The sequence below is a fragment of the Shewanella pealeana ATCC 700345 genome, from assembly GCF_000018285.1.
In the GTDB taxonomy this organism is placed as follows: Bacteria; Pseudomonadota; Gammaproteobacteria; order Enterobacterales; family Shewanellaceae; genus Shewanella; species Shewanella pealeana.
On sequence record NC_009901.1, the window covers coordinates 2,452,518 to 2,478,422 of the forward strand.

17 protein-coding genes are annotated in these 25,905 nt (G+C 44.6%); 5 read left to right on the plus strand and 12 right to left on the minus strand.

The window, feature by feature from the left end; translation table 11 throughout:
* Positions 1–34 precede the first annotated feature (34 nt).
* The 7 genes from SPEA_RS10635 to asnS form a co-directional block, all read right to left on the minus strand.
* The gene (locus SPEA_RS10635) at positions 35–2,437 is read right to left on the minus strand and encodes a carbamoyltransferase HypF (protein ID WP_012155264.1); all 2,403 of its coding nucleotides are present in this window, start codon (positions 2,435–2,437) and stop codon (positions 35–37) included.
* 18 nt (positions 2,438–2,455) lie between these two features.
* Complete coding sequence (locus tag SPEA_RS10640; RefSeq protein ID WP_012155265.1) at positions 2,456–4,219, minus strand: Kae1-like domain-containing protein; 1,764 nt, start codon at positions 4,217–4,219, stop codon at positions 2,456–2,458.
* Positions 4,206–4,763: a HyaD/HybD family hydrogenase maturation endopeptidase gene (locus tag SPEA_RS10645; protein WP_012155266.1), complete on the minus strand. Its 558-nt coding sequence runs from the start codon at positions 4,761–4,763 to the stop codon at positions 4,206–4,208. Before SPEA_RS10645 ends, SPEA_RS10640 begins: the two co-directional genes overlap by 14 nt.
* A 9-nt stretch (positions 4,764–4,772) precedes the next feature.
* On the minus strand, positions 4,773–5,441 hold the full coding sequence (gene cybH, locus SPEA_RS10650) for a Ni/Fe-hydrogenase, b-type cytochrome subunit (RefSeq protein ID WP_012155267.1): 669 nt from the start codon (positions 5,439–5,441) through the stop codon (positions 4,773–4,775).
* A gap of 14 nt (positions 5,442–5,455) precedes the next feature.
* Complete coding sequence (gene hyaB / locus SPEA_RS10655; RefSeq protein ID WP_012155268.1) at positions 5,456–7,159, minus strand: nickel-dependent hydrogenase large subunit; 1,704 nt, start codon at positions 7,157–7,159, stop codon at positions 5,456–5,458.
* A 2-nt stretch (positions 7,160–7,161) separates the two neighbouring features.
* Positions 7,162–8,298 carry a nickel-dependent hydrogenase small subunit gene (hyaA, locus tag SPEA_RS10660; RefSeq protein ID WP_012155269.1) on the minus strand — a complete coding sequence of 379 codons (1,137 nt, stop codon included), beginning with the start codon at positions 8,296–8,298 and terminating at the stop codon, positions 7,162–7,164.
* A 422-nt stretch (positions 8,299–8,720) separates the two neighbouring features.
* The gene (gene asnS / locus SPEA_RS10665; protein ID WP_012155270.1) at positions 8,721–10,121 is read right to left on the minus strand and encodes an asparagine--tRNA ligase; all 1,401 of its coding nucleotides are present in this window, start codon (positions 10,119–10,121) and stop codon (positions 8,721–8,723) included.
* Between the two features lie 151 nt (positions 10,122–10,272).
* On the opposite strand from asnS, the gene SPEA_RS10670 reads away from it, so the two are divergent.
* Positions 10,273–10,608 carry a hypothetical protein gene (locus SPEA_RS10670; protein ID WP_041410922.1) on the plus strand — a complete coding sequence of 112 codons (336 nt, stop codon included), beginning with the start codon at positions 10,273–10,275 and terminating at the stop codon, positions 10,606–10,608.
* A 38-nt stretch (positions 10,609–10,646) separates the two neighbouring features.
* Here the strand turns inward: SPEA_RS10670 and SPEA_RS10675 are convergent, their stop codons facing one another.
* Both SPEA_RS10675 and pabB read right to left on the minus strand, forming a co-directional pair.
* Complete coding sequence (locus tag SPEA_RS10675) at positions 10,647–11,240, minus strand: CoA pyrophosphatase (RefSeq protein WP_012155272.1); 594 nt, start codon at positions 11,238–11,240, stop codon at positions 10,647–10,649.
* 47 nt (positions 11,241–11,287) lie between these two features.
* The gene (gene pabB / locus SPEA_RS10680; RefSeq protein ID WP_012155273.1) at positions 11,288–12,760 is read right to left on the minus strand and encodes an aminodeoxychorismate synthase component I; all 1,473 of its coding nucleotides are present in this window, start codon (positions 12,758–12,760) and stop codon (positions 11,288–11,290) included.
* 178 nt (positions 12,761–12,938) lie between these two features.
* Here pabB and SPEA_RS10685 point away from each other — a divergent pair, with 178 nt between their 5' ends.
* Together SPEA_RS10685 and SPEA_RS10690 are read left to right on the plus strand one after the other, a co-directional pair.
* A complete protein-coding gene (locus tag SPEA_RS10685) occupies positions 12,939–14,459 on the plus strand; it encodes a fumarate hydratase (RefSeq protein WP_012155274.1) in 1,521 nt (506 codons plus the stop codon).
* A gap of 278 nt (positions 14,460–14,737) precedes the next feature.
* Positions 14,738–16,789: an alpha/beta hydrolase family protein gene (locus SPEA_RS10690; RefSeq protein ID WP_012155275.1), complete on the plus strand. Its 2,052-nt coding sequence runs from the start codon at positions 14,738–14,740 to the stop codon at positions 16,787–16,789.
* Positions 16,790–16,966: 177 nt separating this feature from the next.
* Here SPEA_RS10690 and SPEA_RS10695 read toward each other — a convergent pair whose 3' ends face one another.
* Both SPEA_RS10695 and SPEA_RS10700 read right to left on the minus strand, forming a co-directional pair.
* Entirely contained in the window at positions 16,967–17,533 is a 567-nt protein-coding gene (locus SPEA_RS10695) for a prepilin-type N-terminal cleavage/methylation domain-containing protein (RefSeq protein WP_012155276.1), read from the minus strand.
* A 440-nt stretch (positions 17,534–17,973) separates the two neighbouring features.
* Complete coding sequence (locus SPEA_RS10700; RefSeq protein ID WP_012155277.1) at positions 17,974–19,557, minus strand: isocitrate lyase; 1,584 nt, start codon at positions 19,555–19,557, stop codon at positions 17,974–17,976.
* 110 nt (positions 19,558–19,667) lie between these two features.
* Between SPEA_RS10700 and SPEA_RS10705 the strand changes: the two genes are divergently transcribed.
* A complete protein-coding gene (locus tag SPEA_RS10705; RefSeq protein ID WP_012155278.1) occupies positions 19,668–20,612 on the plus strand; it encodes a LysR family transcriptional regulator in 945 nt (314 codons plus the stop codon).
* Between the two features lie 219 nt (positions 20,613–20,831).
* Positions 20,832–23,006 (plus strand): malate synthase G, encoded by a 2,175-nt coding sequence (locus SPEA_RS10710; RefSeq protein WP_012155279.1) that lies wholly within the window; start codon positions 20,832–20,834, stop codon positions 23,004–23,006.
* A 71-nt stretch (positions 23,007–23,077) separates the two neighbouring features.
* Here SPEA_RS10710 and adhE read toward each other — a convergent pair whose 3' ends face one another.
* The gene (adhE, locus tag SPEA_RS10715) at positions 23,078–25,693 is read right to left on the minus strand and encodes a bifunctional acetaldehyde-CoA/alcohol dehydrogenase (RefSeq protein WP_012155280.1); all 2,616 of its coding nucleotides are present in this window, start codon (positions 25,691–25,693) and stop codon (positions 23,078–23,080) included.
* Positions 25,694–25,905 lie beyond the last annotated feature (212 nt).

Genomic DNA, 25,905 nt, shown 5'->3' on the forward strand with positions numbered 1-25,905 from the left:
AATCAGATTTATGTCTATTGAGTGGTGATGGATATCACACATGTGTACTGTTATGCATTGCGTACCAAAGCTGACCTAGGGCAATACCTGCATCATTTATTGGTACTTTTTCACTTGAAAGCAGGCGATTCCCTTGGGCACTCAATTGTTTTTCACACCGCTCGAGTAGATAACGATTTTGAAATACGCCGCCGCAAAGTACGATTGGGGTATCGAGGTAGTCTTTAGCACACTCACATAACATATTGCTCAAAGCGTCCATAAACGCTTTAGCGATTTGCGCAATGCGATATTGGCTTAGTGGGGCTTCAGTTACTCGCTCTATAATCTGGTGTAACAGCTCTGAGCTATCCCACTGGGAATTAACCCGTTCTATATTAAATTGAATGGTTTGTTTGCTATCAATATTTTTCAGCTTAACTTGGTTCTCTAGGCTATTGGCTGCTGTTTCAATCAAGATCCCAGCTTGTCCTTCATAGACAGTTTCATTGATTAGTCCAAGAACAACCGCGACAGCATCAAACAATCTACCAATTGATGAGGTCTTGATGCAGTTGTCAGACTGCCAAAGTTTAACAAGGTTGTTAAACATCATCGGTGAAAGCCTGTTAAACGCTGCAAGGTTAAGATCTTTAATTTCTTGTGGTGAATACTTTTCAAGCAAGATAGCGAGCAAGAGCCTAGTAGGCTGCTTGATTGCTTGCTCGCCGCCAATAAGTGCAAAGTTTTTAAGATGAGCGATACGCCGATATTGGTTTACGTCACAGTAAAGCGCTTCTCCCCCCCATAATGTTGTGTCATCACCTAAACCTGTGCCATCGAAGCTAAAGCCAAGGACTGGAGTGGTCACCTTATTTACGGCCATGACACTCAGTACATGGGCGAAGTGATGTTGAACCGAGCTTGTGTTAGCCACATTTTGGGCTAAAGCCCACCGACTGGTGGTGTAATCTGGATGACTGTCATGAACCAGTCGGTCGGCACTAAATCCATATAATCTTGAGAATGTATTCAGTGTATGGTGAAAATATTCCTCGGCTTCGATAGATAGCAGATCACCAATATGAGGACTGACAAATAGGTTATGATCAAATCCAAAACAGATGCTGTTTTTTTGCTGGGCACCGAGAGCAAGAATGCTCTCTGAGAGGGGGGCTTCGCTATATACAGAAAGTGGTGCATAGCCTCTGGCTAAGCGTAGAACCTGCAATTTATCGTTGATCAGCTGAACAACACTGTCATCGCAACCATTCAAAATAGGCCGATCGTGATCGAGAATATTGTCGATCACATGGGCCAGTTTAGTCTTGATGGTTTGGCTATCAGTGATGATAGGCTCACCCGCTAAGTTAGCACTGGTCATGACTAAAGGTCGCTTAACGCCGCTGAGTAACAGTTGATGTAAAGGCGTATATGGCAGAAATATACCGAGTCTGTCTATCTCTGGGGCAACTAAGTCACTCAGCTCTAATGTTGAGCCTTTTTGGGCATTAGGTTGAGCATTAGTATTGAAATCAGAATCAGAGGCGAATTTTGTATGAGCATCGAGTGCCGTCACTTTACGCATCAGTGTAATAGGGCGCTCGGCACTGCTTAAAGTTGACCACTCTGCTTGGCTGCCACTCACTAATTTCGCAGCGGCTTCGATATTTTCAACCATGACGGCAAAAGGTTTTGCTGGGCGACATTTTCGCTGTCTTAAGCGCTCAACGCTTTGATCGTTAGTGGCATCACAGACTAAATGAAAGCCTCCAATGCCCTTAATAGCTAATATTTTCCCCTCAATTAATGCGTTGATCGCACTCTCTAGTGCATCAGCTTTAACGCTTAACTCACTAAGGTCGGCTTGTTTGAAACTTAACTGAGGACCACACCTAGGACAACTCACTGGTTGGGCGTGGTATCGTCTGTCCATTGGGTCTAAATACGCCCGTTCACAATCAGGGCACATGGAAAAACTAGCCATAGCTGTGTTGGGTCTATCGTAGGGCAGCGCATTGATCAGCGAATACCTTGGGCCACAATTTGTACAATTGGTGAACGGGTATCTGAAATGGCGGTTATTTGGGTCTCTTATGTCATCAAAGCAATCGCTACAGGTGCATTTATCGGATGATACTGCGACTACGGCTTGGCAATCTTTTTTACTATGTATGATCTCAAAGACATTACAGCCGTCAATAATTGGCACACTAGTGGCACTAACACTATCAATACGAGCGAGGGGAGGCGGTTGATCTCTAAGGGCGCTTTCAAACTTGGCGAGGGCAACAGCGTGCCCCTGAACCTCAATGGTGACTCCTTTACTGTTATTAAGTACGCTACCAGTAAGATTTAACTCCTGAGCTAAACGGTAAACATAGGGACGAAAACCGACACCTTGAACGATGCCGGTGATCTTTACACATAAACGACTTTTAGTCAGATTCTTAGTCATGGATACAGTCACTGCTACTTAGTGTCTACGCTGCTTAAGATACAATGCACCTACTGCAATATTCAGCCCATCAAGATCCATCTGTGGATTAGTGTTGAGGCTAAAGTTCTTCCCAAGACGCAGGACGACTCTTTGTGCTAGAACCTCATTAGCAAAACTATTACCGGCGATCACAACGGACTTAATATTGATATTTTGATCCAGATGCTCAATCCAGTTACAAATATAATCAGCAAAAGAGTCATGCATACCAAAGGCGAGTTTGTCGACGTTTTCTTCTTCTGCGAGTCTAAAGCTGATAATACTGCCTAAAGTCTTGCACCAATTAAGGCTTCTAAATGCTTCACCTCGAGTTAATGGGAAATCGACCCGGGGGGCATTGGCTCCTTTATGACACATGGCGCGGGCGACTACAAAATCGCAAAGCTCCGTTTTGCTTAATGCCCTCGTTTGGTTTGTTTGACTTGTTGCGCCAAGAAATATTGCTGCAATGGCCCATAAAGTTTCAATATTATCAGTTGGTTGGGTAAGCTTTAAGGAGAGAAGTTTTAAGTAATCATCTGGATAAAGAGTTTTAAATTTATCCAATAGTGTTTTCTGCGGCGAGAGCTCAAGATGATGCACTATGTCGTAGCCATTATCGGGTAAACTTGGAAACTCGAAAAATAGCTCAAGTTGCTGTTTGCCATCTAAAGTGACTATCTGAGTCTTACTTGTATTACTGAAATATAAGGCTGCGATGTTCTTCGGTTTCTTATCATTAATCGTTGCAGCATGCAGTGCACAATTTGCGGCATTATTGATAGGTGTTATAGCATTGCCTTGATTGACACTGTGCTTATCTGCGGTGATCTCAATATGTTTTTCAGTCCAGTGCGCTTGGTAGTTTCCTGCTTGAGCATCATCGTGTAAAGGTTGACGAACCGCATTGATGAAGAGCTTTTGGGCCGATGACGGCGTATCAATCAATGACCATTTAGCCTCAACCATAGCAATCTTAGGGTTTTGACTGTTAGCAATATAGACGTAATCAATGCCTTGTTGGCGCATGATTTCGCAGATCACCAGTAATAAGCGCGACTTGGCGAAACAGAGCTCATATATGGGCTGCTTGAGTCGAGTATGGCTACTGATTGGTCGCGCTTTAATGAAAGGCTTTTCAATACTCGAAAGCGCCAGTATTTGGCTATCGTTAACACAGAAGTGTGCGTGCAAATTATTTGGATTACAGATCACCAATTGCTGACGAGCTTCAAGGGATTGGTTTTCAATGGGTTGGAAACTGATAATGGTACCGAAGCCATTATTCCCTTGTGGGAGCTCTATCGAGCCTAATTTATCGAGCTTTTTCACTAGCGCTCTGGCATCGGCTAAGGAAACCGCTTGCTCATCGGCAGATATGCGGGTGTGAGCCATGCAGCAAGGGCAGTTAAATCCTATTTCTCCAAAGTGGGCAGCTTGATTATCACCAAGCTGGGGTTGGCAATGCTGACAATACTCAAGTTCTAGCTCAGTTGTTTCGAGAAGTTTTTTTGTACCACATGGCGTTTCGATAGCACTGATCTGTGGCTTTACTAGCCAAGTAGAAATTAAGAAATCATTAGCTATAGCGTCGGCGAGAGCTTCAAGTTGACTCTGTTCACCTTTAGCCTCGATATAATAAAGGTTATCGTTTTTTCCTATGGTTACATCATACTGTTCGTTTTGCAGGTATTGATTGCAAAGGTGTGCGTAAAAAGGGACTTCACGGGTACAATTAAATTCAAATCTAATATTCTTCATCTACAGTTAAGCCACGTTTATAAGAGTCGGGAATGAGACTGTTAATATCAATGTTTGCAATACGTTGGTGAGTAACGCCTAAAGAGTCCATGTGGCTCAGTAGCGTTTTTTCCATTAAAGGCACGGCGGCCAGGATCTGCTCGGTTAATCCAAGCGTCATAGGCTCAAGAACCGTAGGGGTAACACCTAGCACGAAGGTTTTGGGTCTATCACCGACCATTTCCATCATAATCAGGGTTTGTAGCATTTCAACTTCATGGGCACTACCTTGCCAATCAATCTCGGAAGGGGCCTTGTCGAAGTCGAAGAAATACACTTCACCTGGAGCGACACCGTTAGCATTCACAGTGTCAACAACGATAAGATAGTCGTATTGGCAAAGTGTGGGAATAAGACCTTGGGCAAGCGTTCCACCATCAAGCAGATCAAGTTGATGGGTTTGATGATGGAAGCGGTAGTTTTCTTGGATGTAATTGACGAAATGTACGCCGATGCCCTCATCGGCGTACAGGACATTGCCAATACCAAGTAGCAATATCTTCATGTTTTCCTTTTATTTTTTCTTATGGTAATCATAACCAGAGACGATAGAGTCAACAGAGTTATGCTTAAAGCGAATACCAGACCAAACTGCCATATACACATGTATTACCACAAAGATGATAAATACCCATGTAAGATAGTGGTGCCAGATCCGAACCGGTGCTAATCCACCCATCAAAGCTGTTATCCAGTTAGCCATTGGCGCAAGTAAGCCACCAAGACCTTCGTGATATACATTGGCATACAAGACTAGGCCTGTAATGCAGATTAATAACGCAACTACAGAGATTGCTAGGTAAGTCACGAACTGTAGTGGACCATATACCCCGGCTTTGTCTAAATGTCCCATCCAAAGATAGGACTTAAGCTGGGTGATCCAACTCTTCACGCTCATCACATCTTTAAATGAACGTCGCTCGATGTCACTCTTACCAAAAAAGAACAGGTAAGCGCGGACTATGGTTATTGCGACTAAAATAAATCCAAAGATCTGATGAGCCGCACGAATATAGCCTTGCACTAGTACATCGGAGTTATCAGGTGCAACCAGAAATGGCCACGAGATGTAAAACCCAGTTATTACCAGTACAAGTATGGCTAAGGCTCTTAGCCAGTGAAATATCCTTATTGCAGCACCAAAGATCAGTTCCCTTTGGTAGGGCGCAGATTGAGTTGCCATACTATCCCCCTTGATTAAAATCCGTTGGGATCAATTTTAAATTCACCTAGGTTTTGGCCTTTGTAATCCATTACGTGTACAGCACACGCCATACAAGGGTCAAAAGAGTGAATAATACGGATAACTTCTAAAGGCTTAGTAGGATCTTCAAGCTTTAAGCCAATAAGTGAGGCTTCATAAGGTCCCATTTTGCCCTGTGCATCTACGGGACCCGCATTCCAAGTTGTCGGCACTACCGCTTGGTAGTTCTCAACTAAGCCCCCCTTGATGCGGATCCAGTGACTAAGCATGCCGCGCGGCGCTTCAATCATGGCATGGCCAACATACTCTTTGCTGGAATCTATCTCAGGTTTCACGTAAGTGGCTTCGTCCGACTGCATGTTGGTTAGCATTGCATCGAATGTCTTAAGACCCTCTTCGGCAACGATAACCGTTTGCAGCATACGTGCGGCGGTGCGGCCCAATGTGGTGAATAATGCTCCAACGGGGAGGCCAGTCGCTTCCAGTAAACCATTTACTGAGTCAACAACGACTTGGTTACCACGAGCATAGCTAACTAATAGGCTTGCCAGTGGGCCCACTTCGACAGGTTCACCGTTGTAACGTGGTGACTTAACCCAAGTATACTTACCGTCGCCATCGACAGTCGGTAACTTACCGTAAACGGTATCTCTTTCAACAAAGCCTGTGTAATCAGGAACTGTTGTACCGTCATATGGATGCTGTGGGCCGTCAGCCTTATACCAAGCGTGAGTCGCATCTTCTGCAATCATGTCTGGATCTAAGTCACTCACATTTCCAAGATCGCCATTCATGATAACGCCTTGGTTAAACATGTACTGGCCATCACTTAACAGGAAGTCTTCAGTTGCGAGGAAGTTCTTAACGTTTACGCCACCGAGAACACTTGGTTCAGCGCCAAATGCAGCAGCCGCCATCACGATGTCTGCTTTATAAGCGCGGATAATAAAGTCTTGAACGATTTGATGTTTTTGCTTCCACTCTTGCAAGCGAGCAGGGCTTAGCATGTCGCGTACTGAAGTGACACCACCGACAACGATTGATTGTGGGTGAGGCGACTTACCACCGAAGATAGCTAGCATCTCTGCTGCGATACGCTGAATTTCTAGTGCTTTTAAGTAATGCGATAGAGCAATTAGGTTTTGCTCTGGGGTGAACTTATAGGTGCCATTACCCCAGTATGCATTTGCGAATGGGCCTAACTTACCAGTTTCAACAAGACCAGCTACACGCTCTTGTACTGCGCGAAGATCGCCTTCACCTGCAGCGATAGGGTTAGCGGTGTACTTCATTGCTTCTTGCGCGGCTAGCGCTGGATCGGCGCTCAATGCTGAAACTACATCGACCCAATCTAGGCCGTGAAGGTGATAGAAATGCACGATATGGTCATGCATATAAAGCGATGTTTGCATTAAGCTTCTAAGGTATTTTGCATTGAGTGGAATTTTTACGCCCAATGCATTTTCTACCGCTTCTGTACCGCAGCGATAGTGTGAATAGGTACACACGCCGCAAATACGTTGAACGATGAGGCCAACATCCATAGGTGTACGGCCTTTTAAAATGACTTCAATGCCGCGCCACAAAGTAGAAGATGACCAGGCTTTCTGAATAACATTATTTTCGTCGACTTCGACTTCGACTCGTAGATGTCCTTCAATACGAGTGATTGGATCTATGACTACACGTTTACTCATGATTATTCCTCTTCAGATTTGGCAAAAATACTGGCGACAGCGTGGGCGCCAATTCCGACTGCGGTTGCACCTAGAATGACCGCGCCGACAGTGTCGCTTGTCGCATCTAGACCATGCAGTAATTGCCTTCCTAAAGGTTTCTCAAAATCAGCCATATCGTCCCAGAAGTTTGGCTCAGAGCAGCCGATACAGCCGTGACCGGCAAGCACTGGCCAACTGGTATGGTGGTTGAATCTTTCGGTTGGACAGTTGTTATAGGTGTAAGGACCCTTACAGCCAACCTTATAGAGGCAATAGCCATCTTTTGCGCCCTGGTCGCCGAACTCTTCAACAAACTCGCCAGCATCAAAACGGCCACGACGCTCGCAGTTATCGTGAACGCGAGCACCGTATGCCCACTTAGGACGGTTAAACATATCAAGGGCAGGTAACTTACCAAACATGATGAAATACATCAGCGTGCCGACGATGTTTTTCTCACTTGGTGGGCAGCCACCTAAGTTAATAACGGTTCTATCAACGACTTCGTAAACACCTTTGGCCCCTGTTGGGTTAGGTGCGGCAGCTTGAATACCGCCAAAGGCAGCGCACGTACCGACAGAAATAATTGCTGCAGCGCCTTCGGCAGCTTCTTTAATGATATGCAGGCCAGTATGGCCTTTACAGCCCACCGTTAAGTAAGCGCCATTATTTGCAGTAGGAACTGCGCCCTCAACAGCAAGCAGATAGTTACCCTTGTAGGCTGATAATGCGTGCTCAAGATTTTCTTCTGCTTGCCAGCCAGCTGCGGCCATTAAGGTTTCATGGTACTCAAGAGAGACATGATTAAAGATTAGGGTATCTAAGTTAGGTGTGTCGGTACGGATTAGCGACTCACTGCAGCCTGTACATTCGGCCATGTGTAACCAAACAAGCGGGACTCGGTCTGCAAGTTCGGCAGCTTCAGCAACTAAAGTACTAAAGGGTAAGGGTAAAGCTAACATGGCGGTAACGGCAGCGCTCCACTTCATAAAGTCGCGACGAGTAATGCCATTTTGTTCCATTTTTTGCTGTAGCGTTTCACCAGTACGGGGCTGTAGCTTGCGAAGTTGTTCCATTCGCGCCACACCTTGTTGGTAAAGGGCTTCATGTGTTTCCATGGTTAAACCTTTTTTTGTTTTTAAGGAATTTGCTCAACGAAAACAGTCTAGGCCTCAAAAGCTAGGGTCTTATTGATATGAGTCAAGATTTTGAGTTCTTTGGGGGATACTACACAGACCAGTCGTGACTCAGTTGAGCTAGATCATTAAATGGGTTTTCAGCGGGACATTATGACCCTATTTATTTCGAAAGGTGATCGTGGTCACGTAAATTGGAGGTGTTTGTATTTAACAATGGCTTAACTAAGTATCTCCTTATAAATGTATGATTTAAAAAGGGTAGATTACTTTAGTTGACTTTAAAGTTGTCAGTTTGTTGTTGACTGTGTACTGAATTTGATTGGGGAATGCTTAATAAAAAAGCCTCTGACATAAATGTGAGAGGCTTTATTGTTTAATCGTGTAGCTAAACGCTTATTCGATTAGAAGTTTGCAGACTTTGGTGAGCGTGGGAATGGGATCACGTCACGGATGTTAGATACACCAGTAACATAAGAAACCAAACGCTCAAAACCTAGGCCGAAACCAGCGTGTGGCACTGTGCCATAACGACGCAGATCGCGGTACCACCAGTAATCTTCCTGACTAAGTTCCATCTCTGCTAGACGTGCATCAAGTACATCTAAACGCTCTTCACGCTGTGCACCACCGATGATTTCACCGATACCTGGAGCAAGTACGTCCATTGCTGCAACAGTTTTACCGTCGTCATTTAAGCGCATGTAGAAGGCTTTAATGTCTTTCGGATAATTCTTCACAACAACTGGCGCTTTGAAGTGTTCTTCAGCAAGGTAACGCTCGTGCTCTGAGTGTAGATCGATACCCCATTCAACGTCGTACTCAAAGTCTTTATCGCAAGCTTTAAGGATTTCGATAGCATCGGTGTAATCGATTTGTGCAAAGTCACTGGTAACGAAGTTTTCTAAACGCTCGATTGCTGTTTTCTCAACACGTTGAGCGAAGAACTCTAAATCATCACGACGTTCTTCCAGTACCGCTTTAAAGCAATACTTCAGCATATCTTCAGCAAGCTTAGCCGCATCATCTAGATTGGCGAAGGCAACTTCAGGCTCAACCATCCAGAATTCTGCTAAGTGACGGCTGGTGTTTGAGTTCTCTGCACGGAATGTAGGACCAAAAGTATAAACTTTTGATAATGCACAGGCATAAGTCTCAGCGTTTAGCTGGCCAGACACGGTTAGGAAAGATTCTTTACCAAAGAAATCTTCAGCGTAATCCACAGTGCCTTTATCTGTACGTGGCAGGTTCTCAAGATCTAGAGTCGAAACTCGGAACATTTCACCAGCGCCTTCAGTGTCTGAAGCCGTGATAAGTGGCGTTGAAACCCAAATGTAACCTTGCTCATTGTAAAAGCGATGAATTGCTTGAGATAAACAGTTACGAACACGTGCGACTGCACCAATAATATTGGTACGAGGACGCAGGTGAGCAAGTTCACGCAAGTGCTCAATTGAGTGACGCTTAGCCGCCATTGGGTATGTGTCTGGATCTTCAACCAAACCAGCAACCTCAACCTTAGTGACTTGCATCTCGAATGCTTGGCCTTGGCCTGGAGATTCAACTACTTCACCTGTCATAACAACAGAGCAACCAGCAGTAAGCTTTAACACTTCGTTGGTGTAATTCTCTAGATTATTTGGCACAACGCCCTGAATAGGGTCAAAACATGAACCATCATAAACAGCTAGGAATGAGATCCCAGCTTTAGAATCGCGACGGGATCTTACCCAGCCACGCACTGTGATTTGCGAACCAATCGCAAAGTCACCTTTAAACACAGAAGCGACAGATGTAATGCTCATTGTTGCTTAGTTCTCCAACGAAACGTTTTTTTAAATAATTTGGAGGTTTATATTACCTGTATAAACACTTTTCTCAAGTGGAAAGTAGGGTATCTTAGTACCTAAATTGTTATTCTGACGACAATCATGACAAAAATGATGGGCGGTTAGCATGAATAGAACAAAATTCTTCCAATTCCTCTTGTCGACCCTATCTATAGTGGGTTGGTCTTTGGCGATTTATGCGTTACTGATTTTTGATAAGGCGCGACCAGATACAGCCATAGGTTATTATCAGAGCAAGGGAGCGTCGGTAAGATTAGAGTGGGATCCAAGCCAAACAGTATTACTCGAACATATTATCTGGGTTTGTGCTGGCTTAAGCTTTATCAATTTAGCCTTCAACTTTTATGTGGCAAACCATAGTCGTCTTGGCTGGTGGGTCAATATCCCACTCTTGTTTACCTGCTCCTTAGCGGCGGGGCTGTATATCCGCTTCGTCGTTTAACTTACTAGACTAATCAGAGCCCGTAAAAGAGAGTTAGGTTAAACAGAGCCTGTATAAGCAGAGCTAGAGCTTAGTTGCCTGCAGAGCAAGTCAATCATGGCCGCTGTTGCGCCCCATATAAAATGTTCCTGATAGGGGATAAAGTGCACTGGATACTCAATCCCTTTTCGACTAAAACGTTGTGTATGGCGATTATACTGTTTTAGTAAATATGACAGTGGCACAGTAAAGTATTCATCGACTTCACCAGGGTCTAACACTGGATGAAAAGCTTGCTTCACGATACCGACGAAAGGCGTTATCTCAAAACCCGTGAAGGTTTTGTGGGCGGGAAGGGAGCCGATAACCTCGACATTTGAGCGCTGCAAGCCAATTTCCTCTTCAGCTTCCCGTAATGCGGTGAATTGATGGCTTGAATCTGACGCTTCCACTTTACCACCTGGAAAACTGATTTGACCCGGATGAGCGCGAAGATGAGTCGGTCTGCGAGTCAATATTAGCTCTAATTCGTTATCGACTTCATAGAGTGCAATTAACACGGCAGCTTTACGCAGCTTTTGACTCAAGTGAATCAAATCCAGCTCTGGCAAAGTATTAAGGTTATACCTGAGTCTAAACTCTGCCAGCTTCATTAAACATCCTTTTAGTTTTAAAGGGGATAGCTCTAGGCTAGGTTAAATTACATTTGTGACAACACAGGCAAGATCCGGCTGACTTTATCGAAACTTTCCTGATATTCGGCGTCGACTTTGGAGTCGGCCACGATACCTCCACCAGCCCAACAGTACAGGGTTCCACCAGCATCTGGATTATCTATCTTTCTCTGCCCGAGCAGGGTACGAATAGTGATGCTGGTATCCATATTGCCATCTTGGCTGATGTAACCGATAGATCCACAATAGATACTTCTTCTAGACGGTTCAAGCTCTTCGATGATTTCCATTGCACGGATCTTCGGGGCCCCAGTAATCGAGCCACCAGGGAAACAGGCCTGCAATAGGTCAGTCGGACAAAGGTTTGGCTGCAGTGTAGCGGTTATCGTGCTCACAAGATGATGCACGGCAGGAAAGCTTTCGACATCGAAAAGTCGAGGTACATTGACGCTCCCCGGCGCAGCGACCTTACCAATATCATTACGCAGAAGGTCAACAATCATTAAGTTTTCAGCACGATCTTTTTCTGAGGCCTTTAACTGCTCAGCAAGTTGATAGTCTCGGTGAGGGTCTTTATCTCTAGGCATAGTGCCTTTAATAGGTTTAGTCTGCACTTTACCCAGTTGATGTTGTATAAAGCGCTCTGGAGATATCGATAACAAGGCATGCTGCTCTAAGCGGATAAACGCCGAGAAGGGGGCAGCATTAGTTTGACGTAGCGTCTTATACGCTTGCCACTCATCGCCTTTGTAATCGGCACTAAAGCGTTGAGTTAAGTTAATTTGATAGCAATCTCCGCTATGGAGATACTGCTGAACTTTGGCAAATCGATGACAGTATTCTTGTTCTGACAGTTGGTTGTGCCATTGCCCGTCGAGTGCAAAGTTTTCAGTTAACTTAAGCTTTGAAGGTTTAGCAGCAATCACAAGAGCATTCAGTCTCTGTTCGAGTTCTTCTAACGCCTGCTCAGATAGATAATGAACTAGATGCCAACACTTGATCTCATAATCAAATACAAGTGCCCAGTCGTAACAGCCCAGGTTCATTTCTGGAAGCGATATATCATTGTTTGCAATGACAGGCAGTTTTTCAATTCCGCGGGCGAGATCATAGCTAAAACTGCCCATGACTCCGCCAGAAAACAGAAACGGGCTCTGTTTTTTCTGCGGATAGTATTCGTTAATTAGCTGCTTGACGACATCGAACGGTTTACCACTTACTTCGGTAACGCTAGCTTCAAAATGCAGATTTACATTACCAAGCATGTAGAGCGGCGCTCTATCTTTAGAGCGGGTTACAATAGTCGATTGAGCCTGAGTTACAAGGGTGGCAATAGGCTCGGCACAGATCACATCAAATTTTGCATCTACGTGATCGGCGTCTGCCGAATCGAGAAGGATTGACCAAGGTAAATCTGAAAAATAGTCAAAAACTTCAGTTGTGCTTAAATTCCAATCAAGACGCTTCGAAAATACTGCATTTTGCGCCAATTTGTTCATCTGTTAACCCTATCTAAAATGTGATGTTTAACTCAAACTCGCGAAAGAGTATCATATTGCTTACACAAGTAATAAAAACAAAACATGTGAGCTTTAAAGGCGACTGAAGTTAATCATGCTAGCAATTGCCAGCTTAAGTTCAGCCAATTAATAAGTGTCTGCTAAAAAGGAAGTGTCTGTGAGCAAAGAAGTCCCTGTAATCAAGCAAGCCGATCTCATTGAAAGCGTTGCTGATGCCCTACAATATATCTCTTATTATCACCCAAAAGACTTTGTTGATTCTATGGCTGAAGCCTATGAACGCGAACAAAGCTCTGCAGCAAAAGACGCGATTGCACAAATTCTTATCAATTCTCGTATGTCAGCCGAAGGTAAACGTCCACTTTGCCAAGATACCGGTATTGTGACCTGTTTCGTTAAGATTGGTATGGGCGTGCAATGGGATAAGACAGATCTAACCGTTCAAGAGATGGTTGATGAAGGCGTACGCCGTGCTTATACCAATCCAGATAATCCTCTTCGTGCATCGATTGTCGCCGATCCTGCTGGCGGCCGTAAAAACACCAAAGACAACACGCCGTCAGTTGTGCATGTTGAGATGGTTCCTGGTAACCATGTTGACGTGGCGATTGCAGCTAAGGGCGGTGGATCTGAAAACAAATCTAAGATGGTTATGCTTAACCCATCAGATGATATTGCAGCTTGGGTTGAGAAAACGCTTCCTACTATGGGCGCGGGTTGGTGCCCACCAGGAATGCTTGGTATAGGTATTGGCGGTACCGCCGAAAAAGCGGCGGTAATGGCTAAAGAGTCGCTGATGGATCCTGTCGATATTCATGAGCTTCAAGCTCGCGGCGCCCAAACTACCGATGAAAAGTTACGCCTAGAAATTTTTGAGCGTGCTAATAAGCTAGGTATTGGCGCGCAAGGCTTAGGTGGTGTAACGACTGTACTGGATATCAAGATTAAGTCAGCCCCTACACATGCGGCCTCTAAGCCTGTAGTGATGATCCCAAATTGTGCCGCGACTCGTCACGTGCATTTTCACCTAGATGGCACCGGTCCCGCGCTTCTAACGCCTCCATCATTGGAAGACTGGCCTGAAATTACTTGGGAAGTCGGGGAGAGTGTGCGCCGTGTCGATCTTAACACTGTGACCCAAGCCGAAATGGAGCAGTGGAAGAGTGGTGACACCTTGTTGCTTAATGGCAAGATGCTGACCGGTCGTGACGCGGCTCATAAGCGTATTCAAAGTTTAATTGAGAGCGGAGAAGGCTTACCAGAAGGTGTCGACTTTAAAGGCAAGTTTATCTACTACGTCGGTCCTGTCGATCCAGTCGGTGATGAAGTGGTGGGTCCTGCTGGCCCGACTACGGCAACCCGGATGGATAAGTTTACCGATCTAATGCTAGATAAAACAGGTTTGATGGGCATGATCGGTAAAGCTGAGCGTGGTCCTGCTACCGTGGAATCAATCAAGAAACATAAGTCTTGTTACTTGATGGCCGTTGGCGGCGCTGCGTACCTAGTTTCTAAGGCGATTAAGCACTCTCGCGTTGTCGCTTTTGAGGAACTCGGTATGGAAGCTATCTATGAGTTCGACGTTAAGGATATGCCTGTTACTGTCGCTGTAGACTCAGAAGGCGTTAATGCCCATGAAACGGGTCCAGCAATCTGGAAAGTTAAGCTAGAAGGCTAATACAGAGGGCTAATACAGAAGGCTAGTACAAAGAGTTAATACAAAAGGCAAAGCTAGAAAGCCGAAAATAAAAGCCTACTTGTAAACTTTGAGTGAGTAATTTGTTTGCCAAATAGCGTTAACAGTGGCTTAGGCGTATTGCTTAAGCCATTTATTTTGGCTAATGTGCTGGGCAATCAACATAAAGTACAAGTAGTTGAGCAGACTAGTATCAATCACAAATTGATCGCACCACACGTTTAACTAATCCCTTTAACTATAAGAATAAGATTATAACGATGAAAAAAACTGCAATCATAATAGCGCTTGCATCTGCAGGGGCCGTATTTAGCGCTCAGGCCACGTCAACATCACCTTTCACTGTGCAAGACCTCGTTAAAATGAATAAGCTTCATTCGGCAGCATTGTCAAATGATGGCACAAAAATTGTTTATGCGGTGAAAAATATTGATGCAGAAGGTGAGGCGAGTACTGATCTTTACATTCAAGACCTGACTTCAAGCTCTTCAAAAGCAAAACAGATCACCAGTGCCGCTGGTACTGAGCATAGCGTCGCTTTTGCTCCTAATGACAAGAGTATCTATTTCCTTGCTGCGCGTAATGGCTCAAGCCAAGTGTACGAGCTTGCACTCGACGGCGGTGAAGCGATTCAGGTAACCGATTTTCCGTTAAATGTAGAAGGCTATAAGCTATCGCAAGATGGCAAGCAAGTCGTAGTCAACATGCGTGTCTTCCCAGACTGTAAAGATCTAGCTTGCTCAAAAGATAAATTCACAGCTGAAGCCGAGCGTGATACTACGGGTCGCGAATATAAGCAGCTAATGGTGCGTCACTGGGACACTTGGAGTGACCACTCAAGAAGCCATCTGTTTGTTGCCCAATTAAACGGCGAAAAAGTGACTTCAGCTATTGATGTTACTGCCGGATTAGATACCGAAACACCGCCAAAGCCATTCTCTGGCATGGAAGAAGTGACCTTCACGCCAGATGGTAAGCATGTAGTTTATACGGCTAAAGCACCGGGTAAAGATCAGGCTTGGATCACTAATTACGATTTATGGAAAGTGAGTGTGGCTGGTGGCGAGGCTGAAAACTTAACCGAGTCGAATAAGGCTTGGGATGCACACCCAACGTATTCAGCCGATGGCCGTTATCTGGCCTATTTCGCCATGACAAAACCTGGCTTTGAAGCCGATCGCTACCGCATTATTTTGCGTGATACCGTAACGGGCCAAGAGAAAGAAGTGGCGCCGCTATGGGATCGCAGCCCAAGCTCTCTAGCTTTTGGTAAAGACAACAAAACATTATATGTGACTGCACAAGATGTTGGTCAGGTATCAATCTTTGAAGTGAATACCCAGTTTGGTGATGTTAAGACCATCTATAACGAAGGTAGCAACAGCATCGTTGGTGTGAATAATGACAAGATTATCTTTAGTCATAAATCGCTAGTTGAGCCAGGCGATCTTTATACCATCAACCTAGACGGTCAAAACCTTAATCGTGTGACTGAAGTTAACAAAGACAAGTTAGCTAAAGTTAACTTTGGTGAATACCAGCAATTTAGCTTTAAGGGCTGGAATAACGAAGAAGTATATGGCTATTGGATTAAGCCTTCAAACTACAAGGCTGGTGAGAAGTACCCCATTGCTTTCTTAGTGCACGGTGGCCCACAAGGATCATTTGGTAACTCATTTAGCAGCCGCTGGAACCCTCAGTTATGGGCTGGAGCGGGTTATGGTGTGGTGATGATCGATTTCCATGGCTCAACTGGTTATGGCCAAGCGTTTACTGATTCAATCACTCAAGATTGGGGCGGCAAGCCACTTGAAGATCTGCAAAAAGGTTTAGCGGCGGTGACTAAGCAGCAGAAGTGGTTAGACGGTGATAATGCTTGTGCACTTGGAGGTTCATACGGTGGATACATGATGAACTGGATCCAGGGTAACTGGAATGACGGTTTCAAGTGCCTAGTGAATCACGCTGGTCTATTTGATATGCGCTCTATGTACTATGTAACTGAAGAGCTTTGGTTCCCAGAGTTTGAGTTTGGCGGTACCTACGAGAAGAACAAAGAGCTATACGAGAAGTTTAACCCAGTGAATTATGTAGAGAACTGGAAGACTCCTATGCTAGTTATCCATGGCGAGAAAGACTTCCGTGTTCCATACGGTCAAGGCCTCGCGGCATTCACCTACATGCAGCGCAATGGGATCCCATCAGAGTTACTCATCTATCCAGATGAAAACCACTGGATCTTAACCCCTGAAAACCTAGAGCAGTGGTACGCCAACGTACTAGGCTGGATGGATCGCTGGACAGAGAAGTAAGTTTAACTGTTAGTGATGTTAGCGGCATAAATTGAAAGCCAGAACTTAAGTTCTGGCTTTTTTTTGCGAAAATCAGCTTGTGCTAGCGACTTTTATTGCGAACAACCAAAAATGCGACCGCTGTACTGAAAAGAACTTAGCTAAAGCCTAAGCGTCTATAACTAACAGTCGCTACAGTTAACAGTCTCTAGAATACACGTTCACATTATAGTCACGATAAGGCGTTGGCGAACTGTATTCCACATGGCACTGAAATTTGCCATTTCGTATATCGGTCAATTTACTCTGCCACTGTGAAGGCACAATAGCCACAGCTCCAAAATGAGCGGGGACGCTGGTGAATTGAAAGTCTGTTTTAGGTAAACCGAAAGCGATGCGATAGTTTTCACCTACCACAGAGCCGGAAGTCAGTGGCGATAAGGGATAACCTAAACTGACATAGACACGAGTATCGGAAACATCGACAAAATACTGACCTACGCGTACATCCCAGTTAGGATGCGCTGCACACTGATAACTACAACCTATGAGTCGCTCTATTTGGTCTATCGCACTCTTGCTATAGATAAGTTGATTTTGTGCACTGATCTTAGCTGCAATACTATTTAACTGGGCGATATGGGCATCACGATTGATGCTTAAGAATTTTGGTGTAGCGATAACTGCGATAATGCCCAATATAATGATGACAGCGATCAACTCTAGGAGTGTAAAGCCATGAGTATGTTGGCGATTAAATAACATATTAATGGGCCTTATTTTACAAAAGGCCGCAGAATATCGATCATTTAAACCTATAACAAGTCTCGGTGGATACAGTTTGATACATCCTGCCTAAAGTGCGGTAGTGCACGCTTTTCACGATTTGCTGGTGTGATCTGGGTTGGGGTTTATCTGGTTTGTCTGAGGCGGAGCCGTTCAATAACGTCACTTTCTAAAATCAAACGGATTGAGTTTAATTGAATTTCAGTTGTGAGTATTTTTGATTGCTAATGGGACAATGTGACCTAAAGAGAAACTAGAGGTAATTACATCCATTACCTTAATGGCTTTGTAGGCTTTCAAAAATATTAAAGGTAATAGTGATCCGGGAAATAAAAAGGCCTACAAAGAGTAGGCCTTAAGTTATTAGCTCGTTTACAACAAGTTAGTCCACTTCAAAAACTAACAGTGATAACGACGGCTTAGCTAAATTGGTTCATAGTGTTGTCTTTACCCGATGCCTTCAATGCTTGGTCACCAGAGAAGTACTCTTTGTGATCATCACCCATATCTGAGCCAGCCATGTTTTGGTGTCTAACACAGGCAATCCCTTGACGGATCTCTTTACGTTGAACGTTTGCCACATAACCTAGCATGCCTTGGTCACCGAAGTACTCTTTCGCCAAGTTATCGGTAGATAGCGCCGCAGTATGGTACGTAGGAAGTGTGATTAAGTGGTGGAAAATACCCGCTTCACGTGCAGCATCTGCCTGGAAGGTTCGGATCTTCTCATCAGCTTGAACAGCTAGATCTGTGCCGTCGTAATCGACGCTCATAAGCTTGTCACGGTCATAAGTTGATACGTCTTGACCTGACTCTTGCATCATATCGAACACTTGCTGACGGAAGTTAAGCGTCCAGTTAAACGAAGGTGAGTTGTTATAAACCAGTTTTGCATTTGGAATAGTCTCACGGATCTTATTTACCATACCGCCAATCTGAGCAACGTGAGGCTTTTCTGTTTCAATCCAAAGCAGATCCGCACCATTTTGTAATGAGGTAATACAATCGAGTACACAGCGTTCTTCGCCTGTACCCGCTCGGAACTTAAATAGGCCATTTGGTAAACGCGCGGGCTTAACAAGTTGACCGTTTTGCTGGAATACAACATCGCCATTTGCAAGATTGGCCGCATCTACAGATTCTACTTCTAGGAATGAGTTGTATTGGTCGCCTAAATCGCCAACCTCGCTCGTTACAGCAATTTTTTGCGTTAGGCCAGCACCTAATGAGTCTGTACGAGCAACGATAACACCATCATCAATACCGAGTTCTAAGAATGCATAACGAACGGCGTTAATTTTAGCGAGGAACTCAACATGAGGTACGGTAACTTTACCGTCTTGGTGACCACATTGCTTAACATCAGACACTTGGTTTTCAAGCTGAATACAACAAGCCCCGGCTTCAATCATCTGCTTAGCCATTAGATAGGTGGCTTCTTCGTTACCAAAACCGGCATCAATGTCGGCAATAATCGGTACAACATGGGTTTCAAAGTTATCAATTTTTGCTTGGATAACTGCTTTTTCGCTTTCATTCGCAGCGTCTAATTGACGGAATAGACCACCTAATTCACGGGCATCGGCTTGACGTAAGAAGGTGTAAAGCTCTTTGATCAGTGACGCAACAGAGGTCTTCTCATGCATAGACTGATCCGGTAGAGGACCAAACTCACTGCGAAGTGCGGCAACCATCCAGCCAGAAAGGTAAAGGTAGCGACGCTTAGTGGTCAGTAGATGTTTCTTAATTGAGATCATCTTCTGCTGACCGATAAAACCATGCCAACAACCTAAAGATTGCGTGTATTGAGACGAATCCTTGTCGTAGTTGTCCATATCTTCGCGCATAATTTTTGCCGTATATTTAGCAATATCAAGCCCGGTCTTAAATTGATTTTGCAGACGCATGCGTGCTACAGATTCAGGGTTAATTGCGCTCCATGCACTACCTTCGGCATTAATCAAGGTAGCAGCTTCATCGATGTTTGATCTGTAATTTGTCATGTGTCTATTCCTTTAACAATATGATTAGCGGCGATTGATTACGTTGAAAATATTAGTAAGATTTGTTTAAATAAGTCTAATTTATAGTTTTTATATCCGGTATTTATTTTATGAATATATCTCGTATCGATTTGAATTTATTGGTTTATCTAGACGTGCTGTTACGTGAGAAAAATGTTACTAAGGCGGCGGATCAGCTAGGGATCAGTCAACCTGCCATGAGTAATGGCTTAAAGCGGTTGAGAATATTATTCGACGATCCACTATTAATACGAACCAGTCAGGGGATGACACCGACTGAGCGTGCACAGGAGCTACAGCCTACTATCAGCGAGCTTATTATTGGTTTAGAAAAAGCTGTACAACCCCGAGCCGAATTTAATGCGGCCGAGAGTGAGCAAGTGTTTCGAGTGATGGCCAGTGATTACGCCGAAGCAACACTTATCCCCCCACTGATTGCTAGGCTTCGCACCGAGGCGCCTAATGTCATTCTCGATATCATGACACCCAGTGACGTGAGTTTTCCCGATGTAGAGCAGGGACGCGTCGATATGGTTATCAATCGCTTCGACAGCATTCCACAATCATTTCATCAGAAAGTGTTATGGAGTGATGATTTTAGCTGCCTGATTAGTAAGAATAATCCCGTGCTGGATAACTTCTGCCTTGATAGTTATTTAAAAGCCAACCATGTCTGGGTCAGTAAAACGGGGATGGGAGTTGGAGTGGGTATGGATCCTGGTGATGTACAAAGGTTAGGTTGGGTAGATGAAGCGCTTACCCGAATAGGAGTACAAAGACGGATCACTGTATTTACCCGGCACTATCAGGCTGCTTGTTTATTGGCAGAGCAACAAGATTTGATCGCTACCATACCGAGTAAGATGGCAAAGCAGCATGTAAATAACGAGCGAGTCTGTATCGTGCCACCGCCGTTTATTATTCAGCCTATCGCACTGACAATGGCCTGGAGTCCTCTACTACAGCACAATCCTGCCCATAAGTGGATGCGCCAACTTATAACCAAAACTGCTGATAGTTTTGGGCGTGATTAATCCTGCACTGGTAGTGGTAAGTGATTCTATTTCAAGGGTGATGATTTATTACACCAAAATGCCGTTCTTAAATTAGTTTGGTGAATACTGGTAATACAGGGTATAAATTTCATAAATAAGACAAGCTTAGTATAGGCTTGTTGGGTATGACTAAATTGAATTAAGAGCAAATGGAGAGCCATTGCTCTGCATCGCTAAATGGATAGATAAGGGCATATTATGACTGCAAGGATCCGAGTCGGTGGTTTACAAATTGCTAAATCACTTTGGGAATTAGTTGATAGCGAGATCTGTCCTGGAACTGGGATCAGCTCACAGATTTTCTGGACGAAATTTGAAGATATAGTCAACGAGCTTGGCCCAGTCAATAGACAACTACTAGATAAACGTGATCAATTACAAGCTCAAATCGATGAATGGCACAAAGGAAATGCACAACAATCTTTTGACTCGATTCAATATAAGCAGTTTCTCATGGATATTGGTTATCTAGTCGAAGAGGGGCAGCCTTTTACTATCTCTACCGAAAATGTAGATTTAGAGATCACCACTCAAGCCGGACCTCAGTTGGTTGTGCCAGTCAAGAATGCACGCTTTGCCTTAAATGCCGCCAACGCCCGTTGGGGGAGCCTCTACGATGCACTATATGGTACTGATGCCATTTCATTTGCAGATGGCGCAGAGATCACCAAAGAATATAATCCCGTGCGTGGTGCAAAGGTGATCGCTTTTGCTAAAAACCTTTTAGATACTGCAGCGCCATTAGCATCAGGGCTACATAGTCAAGTAACTCGATACTTCGTAGAAGATAATGCCTTAAAGGCTCTGCTAGAAAACGGTGAGCAGACTGTTTTAGTCGAGCCAAGTAAGTTTGTTGGTTTTAAAGGTGAGGCCGAAACACCATCGGCGCTATTGCTAGTGAATAACGCTTTACATATCGAGATCCAAATCAATCCAGATAGTTTGATTGGTCAAACTGATCTTGCTGGGGTTAAAGATTTATTAATCGAAGCCGCAGTTACGACCATTATGGATTGTGAGGATTCAGTTGCAGCGGTTGACGCCGAAGATAAAGTGGAAGTTTATCGTAATTGGCTAGGGCTGATGCAAGGCAAGCTGACAGCTTCACTGAAAAAGAATGGCAAAGAGATTGTACGTGAGCTAAACGATGACAGAGTATACACAGGCACTCATGGGCAGAGTGTAACGCTTTCTGGACGTAGTCTGCTGTTTGTCCGCAATGTCGGTCACCTAATGACAAATGATGCCGTGCTTGATAAAAATGGCGACGAAGTGCCTGAGGGGATCCTCGATGGCATGGTCACTGTACTGGCAGCAATGCACGATCTTAAAGGCAATAATAACCAGCGCAGTAATAGCCGTAAAGGCTCGGTCAATATCGTTAAGCCGAAAATGCACGGTCCAGAAGAAGTTCAATTCACCTGTGATCTGTTTACACGCATAGAAGATGCGTTAAAGCTTTCACGAAATACCATCAAAGTGGGGATCATGGATGAAGAGCGTCGCACAACAGTCAATCTTAAGGAGTGTATCCGAGCGGCGCAGGAACGTGTGGTCTTCATCAATACAGGTTTCTTAGATAGAACCGGTGATGAAATTCATACTTCTATGCTGGCTGGGCCATTTGTTGCCAAATCTGTGATGAAACTGCAGGCGTGGATCAAGGCATACGAAGATTGGAACGTGGACATCGGCCTAGAGTGTGGCTTACAAGGTCGCTCGCAAATAGGCAAAGGTATGTGGCCAATGCCGGATGAGATGGCTGCGATGTTAGAACAAAAAATGGGTCATCCAAAAGCGGGAGCCAATACAGCCTGGGTTCCATCGCCTAATGGTGCAGCTTTACACGCGACCCACTATCATCAGATTAATGTTACACAGGTTCAAGATGAGCTTAAGCAGCGCAAGCGCGCAAGCTTGGATGATCTACTGACTATTCCACTTATGCAACAGGGAGAGCGACTCACTGCCGAGCAAAAGCAGTTTGAGCTAGATAATAATGCACAAGGTATATTAGGTTATGTAGTCCGCTGGATTGACCAAGGCGTGGGCTGCTCTAAAGTGCCGGATATCAATAATGTGGGTTTGATGGAAGACAGGGCAACCTTGCGTATTTCGTCTCAATACCTCGCTAATTGGTTGCACCATGGCGTGTGCACCAAAGATGAGGTGATGGCATCACTTAAGAAGATGGCGCAAGTGGTCGATAAGCAAAACCAAGCCGACAGCGAATATACCAATATGGCACCGAACTTCGATGGTGTTGCGTTTAAAGCAGCTTGCGACTTGATCTTCAAAGGGGAGCTGCAGCCATCAGGCTATACTGAGCCTTTGCTGCATGCTTATCGAAAGCAAGCAAAACTGCAGTCGTAATTCAACCTTAGGGGGAACCACAATAAAAAGCCCTAACCATTCGGTTAGGGCTTTCTAATGATTAAAGCAAGTTATTGATCGCTATAGTCATTACCGTAGTAACTTGCCAACAATACTTGCTTAAGCTCGCTAATTAGCGGATAGCGAGGGTTAGCGCCTGTACATTGGTCATCAAAGGCATCTTCGGCTAGTTCGTCGAGTTTGGCGAGGAAGTCGGCTTCGTTGACGCCTGCTGCTTGGATTGAGCATGGAATGCCAATCGTCTCCTTGAGCTCATCAACTTTTTTAATGAGCGCTTCGACTTTTTCTTCATCACTAACACCTTCACCTAATGTTCCTTCGAGTTTCAAATATTCTGCAATTTTTGCATAACGACACAATGCTTTAGGCCTGTCATACTGACTAAAGGCAGCTTGCTTAGTCGGCAGATCTGTCGCGTTAAAGCGGATCACGTTACTGATAAGTAATGCGTTGGCCAAACCATGGGCTAAATGGAATTCAGCTCCTAACTTGTGGGCCATTGAGTGACAAATGCCTAAAAAAGCGTTGGCAAAAGCAATGCCCGCAATGGTCGCGCCGTTATGAACCTTTTCTCTGGCAACGGGTGCATTAGCACCGTGTTCATAGGCATCAGGCAGATGCTGAAACAGTAAGTCTAGCGCTTGTAATGCTTGACCATCTGAATATTCGTTGGCCATCACACTAACATAGGCTTCTAATGCGTGGGTTATCGCATCGATACCACCAAAGGCGGTGAGGGACTTTGGCATATCCATCACCAAGTTAGGGTCAACGATAGCCATGTTAGGCGTTAATTCATAATCGGCAATTGGGTATTTCATCCCTGTTTGCTCATCGGTAACCACGGCAAAAGGTGTGACTTCTGAGCCCGTACCTGAGGTTGTCGGAATCGCGACCATCTTGGCCTTGCGTCCAAGCTTTGGAAACTTATAGATACGTTTGGTGATATCCATAAAGCGCAGTGCTAAATCGGCGAAATCGACATCTGGATGCTCATACATTACCCAGATAATTTTAGCGGCGTCCATCGGTGAACCACCACCGAGCGCGATAATCACATCGGGTTGAAAGCTTTGAGCGACTTTAGCTCCTTGCTTAACAATATGCATAGTTGGATCGGCTTCCACCTCGTAGAAGACTTCGGTTTCTAGCCCTTGTGCTTTTAAAATCTTAATCGTTTCATCGCAGTAGCCGTTATTAAACAGATACTTGTCAGTAACGATAAGGGCTCGTTTCTTATCGCTTAATTCTTCGAGCGCGATAGGTAAGCTGCCGCGGCGGAAATAGATTGATGAGGGGAGTTTGTGCCACAACATATTTTCAGCTCTCTTAGCGACCATTTTCTTGTTGATTAAGTGGCTCGGGCCAACATTTTCTGAGATAGAATTTCCCCCCCAAGAACCACATCCTAACGTGAGTGATGGTGCTAACTTAAAGTTGTAGAGATCGCCAATTCCACCTTGGGAAGCGGGGGTGTTAATTAGAATTCTAGCAGTCTTCATTCTAAAACCGAATGCTTTGACTCTTTCTATTTCTGTGTCCTGATTGGTATATAAACCTGATGTATGGCCGATACCACCTAAGGTTACCAACGCCTCCGCCTTGTCTACGGCGTCGGCAAAGTCTTTGGCGCGATACATAGCGAGCAGAGGGGAGAGTTTTTCATGAGCAAAGGCTTCAGATTCATCAATATCAATAACTTCGCCTATCAGCACTTTGGTTGTAGGATGAACTTCTATTCCGGCCATCTTGGCAATACTCGCCGCGCTTTGGCCAACAATATCGGCGTTGAGCCCACCATTTTTCAAAATAACACTCTGCATAGCAGCAGTTTCTGCGACCGATAATACATAGCCCCCATGGCTGGCGAATCGCTCTTTTACCGCTTCGTATACTTCATCAACAATCACAACAGCTTGCTCTGAAGCGCATACCACGCCGTTATCAAAGGTTTTAGACATGAGGATTGAGCTGACTGCGCGTTTAATATCGGCCGTTTCATCAATAACAATCGGCGTATTACCTGCGCCTACACCGATGGCTGGCTTTCCTGAAGAGTAAGCCGCTTTTACCATTCCAGGACCGCCTGTAGCAAGAATGAGATTAATGTCATCATGAGTCATTAATTGATTCGATAAGGCCACCGATGGCTCATCAATCCAGCCAATAATGTCAGTAGGTGCGCCTGCGCCTATAGCGGCTTCAAGGACTATGCGGGCCGCCATTGTGGTGGATTCTTTTGCTCTAGGATGTGGCGAAAAGATAATGCCGTTACGGGTTTTCAAGCTGATTAAGGCTTTAAAGATTGCTGTAGAAGTGGGGTTAGTTGTGGGGACGATACCGCAGATGATACCGACGGGCTCAGCGATTGTGATAGTGCCGAACGTTGGGTCTTCAGATAAGATCCCACAGGTTTTTTCGTCTTTATATTTGTTGTAGATGTATTCGGATGCAAAGTGGTTTTTAATCACTTTATCTTCAATTACACCCATTTTGGTTTCGCTTGCAGCCATCTTCGCTAGCGAGATCCTCGCGTCTGCAGCCGCGAGAGCAGCGGCTCTGAAAATTTTATCGACTTGCTCCTGGGAGTAGTTGGCGAACGTCTGCTGCGCCGTTCGTACCTTTTCAACTAGGAGATTGAGTTCTTGCTCATTTGATACTGTCATAGTCGCAATCCTGAAAAAATTTAGCCAAATCGTATTTGGCTAAACATTCTCTAGTGCTCTAAAATCTTTTTGATGATGAAAAATTACACGCAAAGACGACTATGAACTGTGACTCATGACACAAACAAGCGGTATTGTGTAATTTTATAACCATATTAGTGACATTCTGCAGGCTTTGTCGTTAGCGATGTTCACTATTAATTAAAAAATAT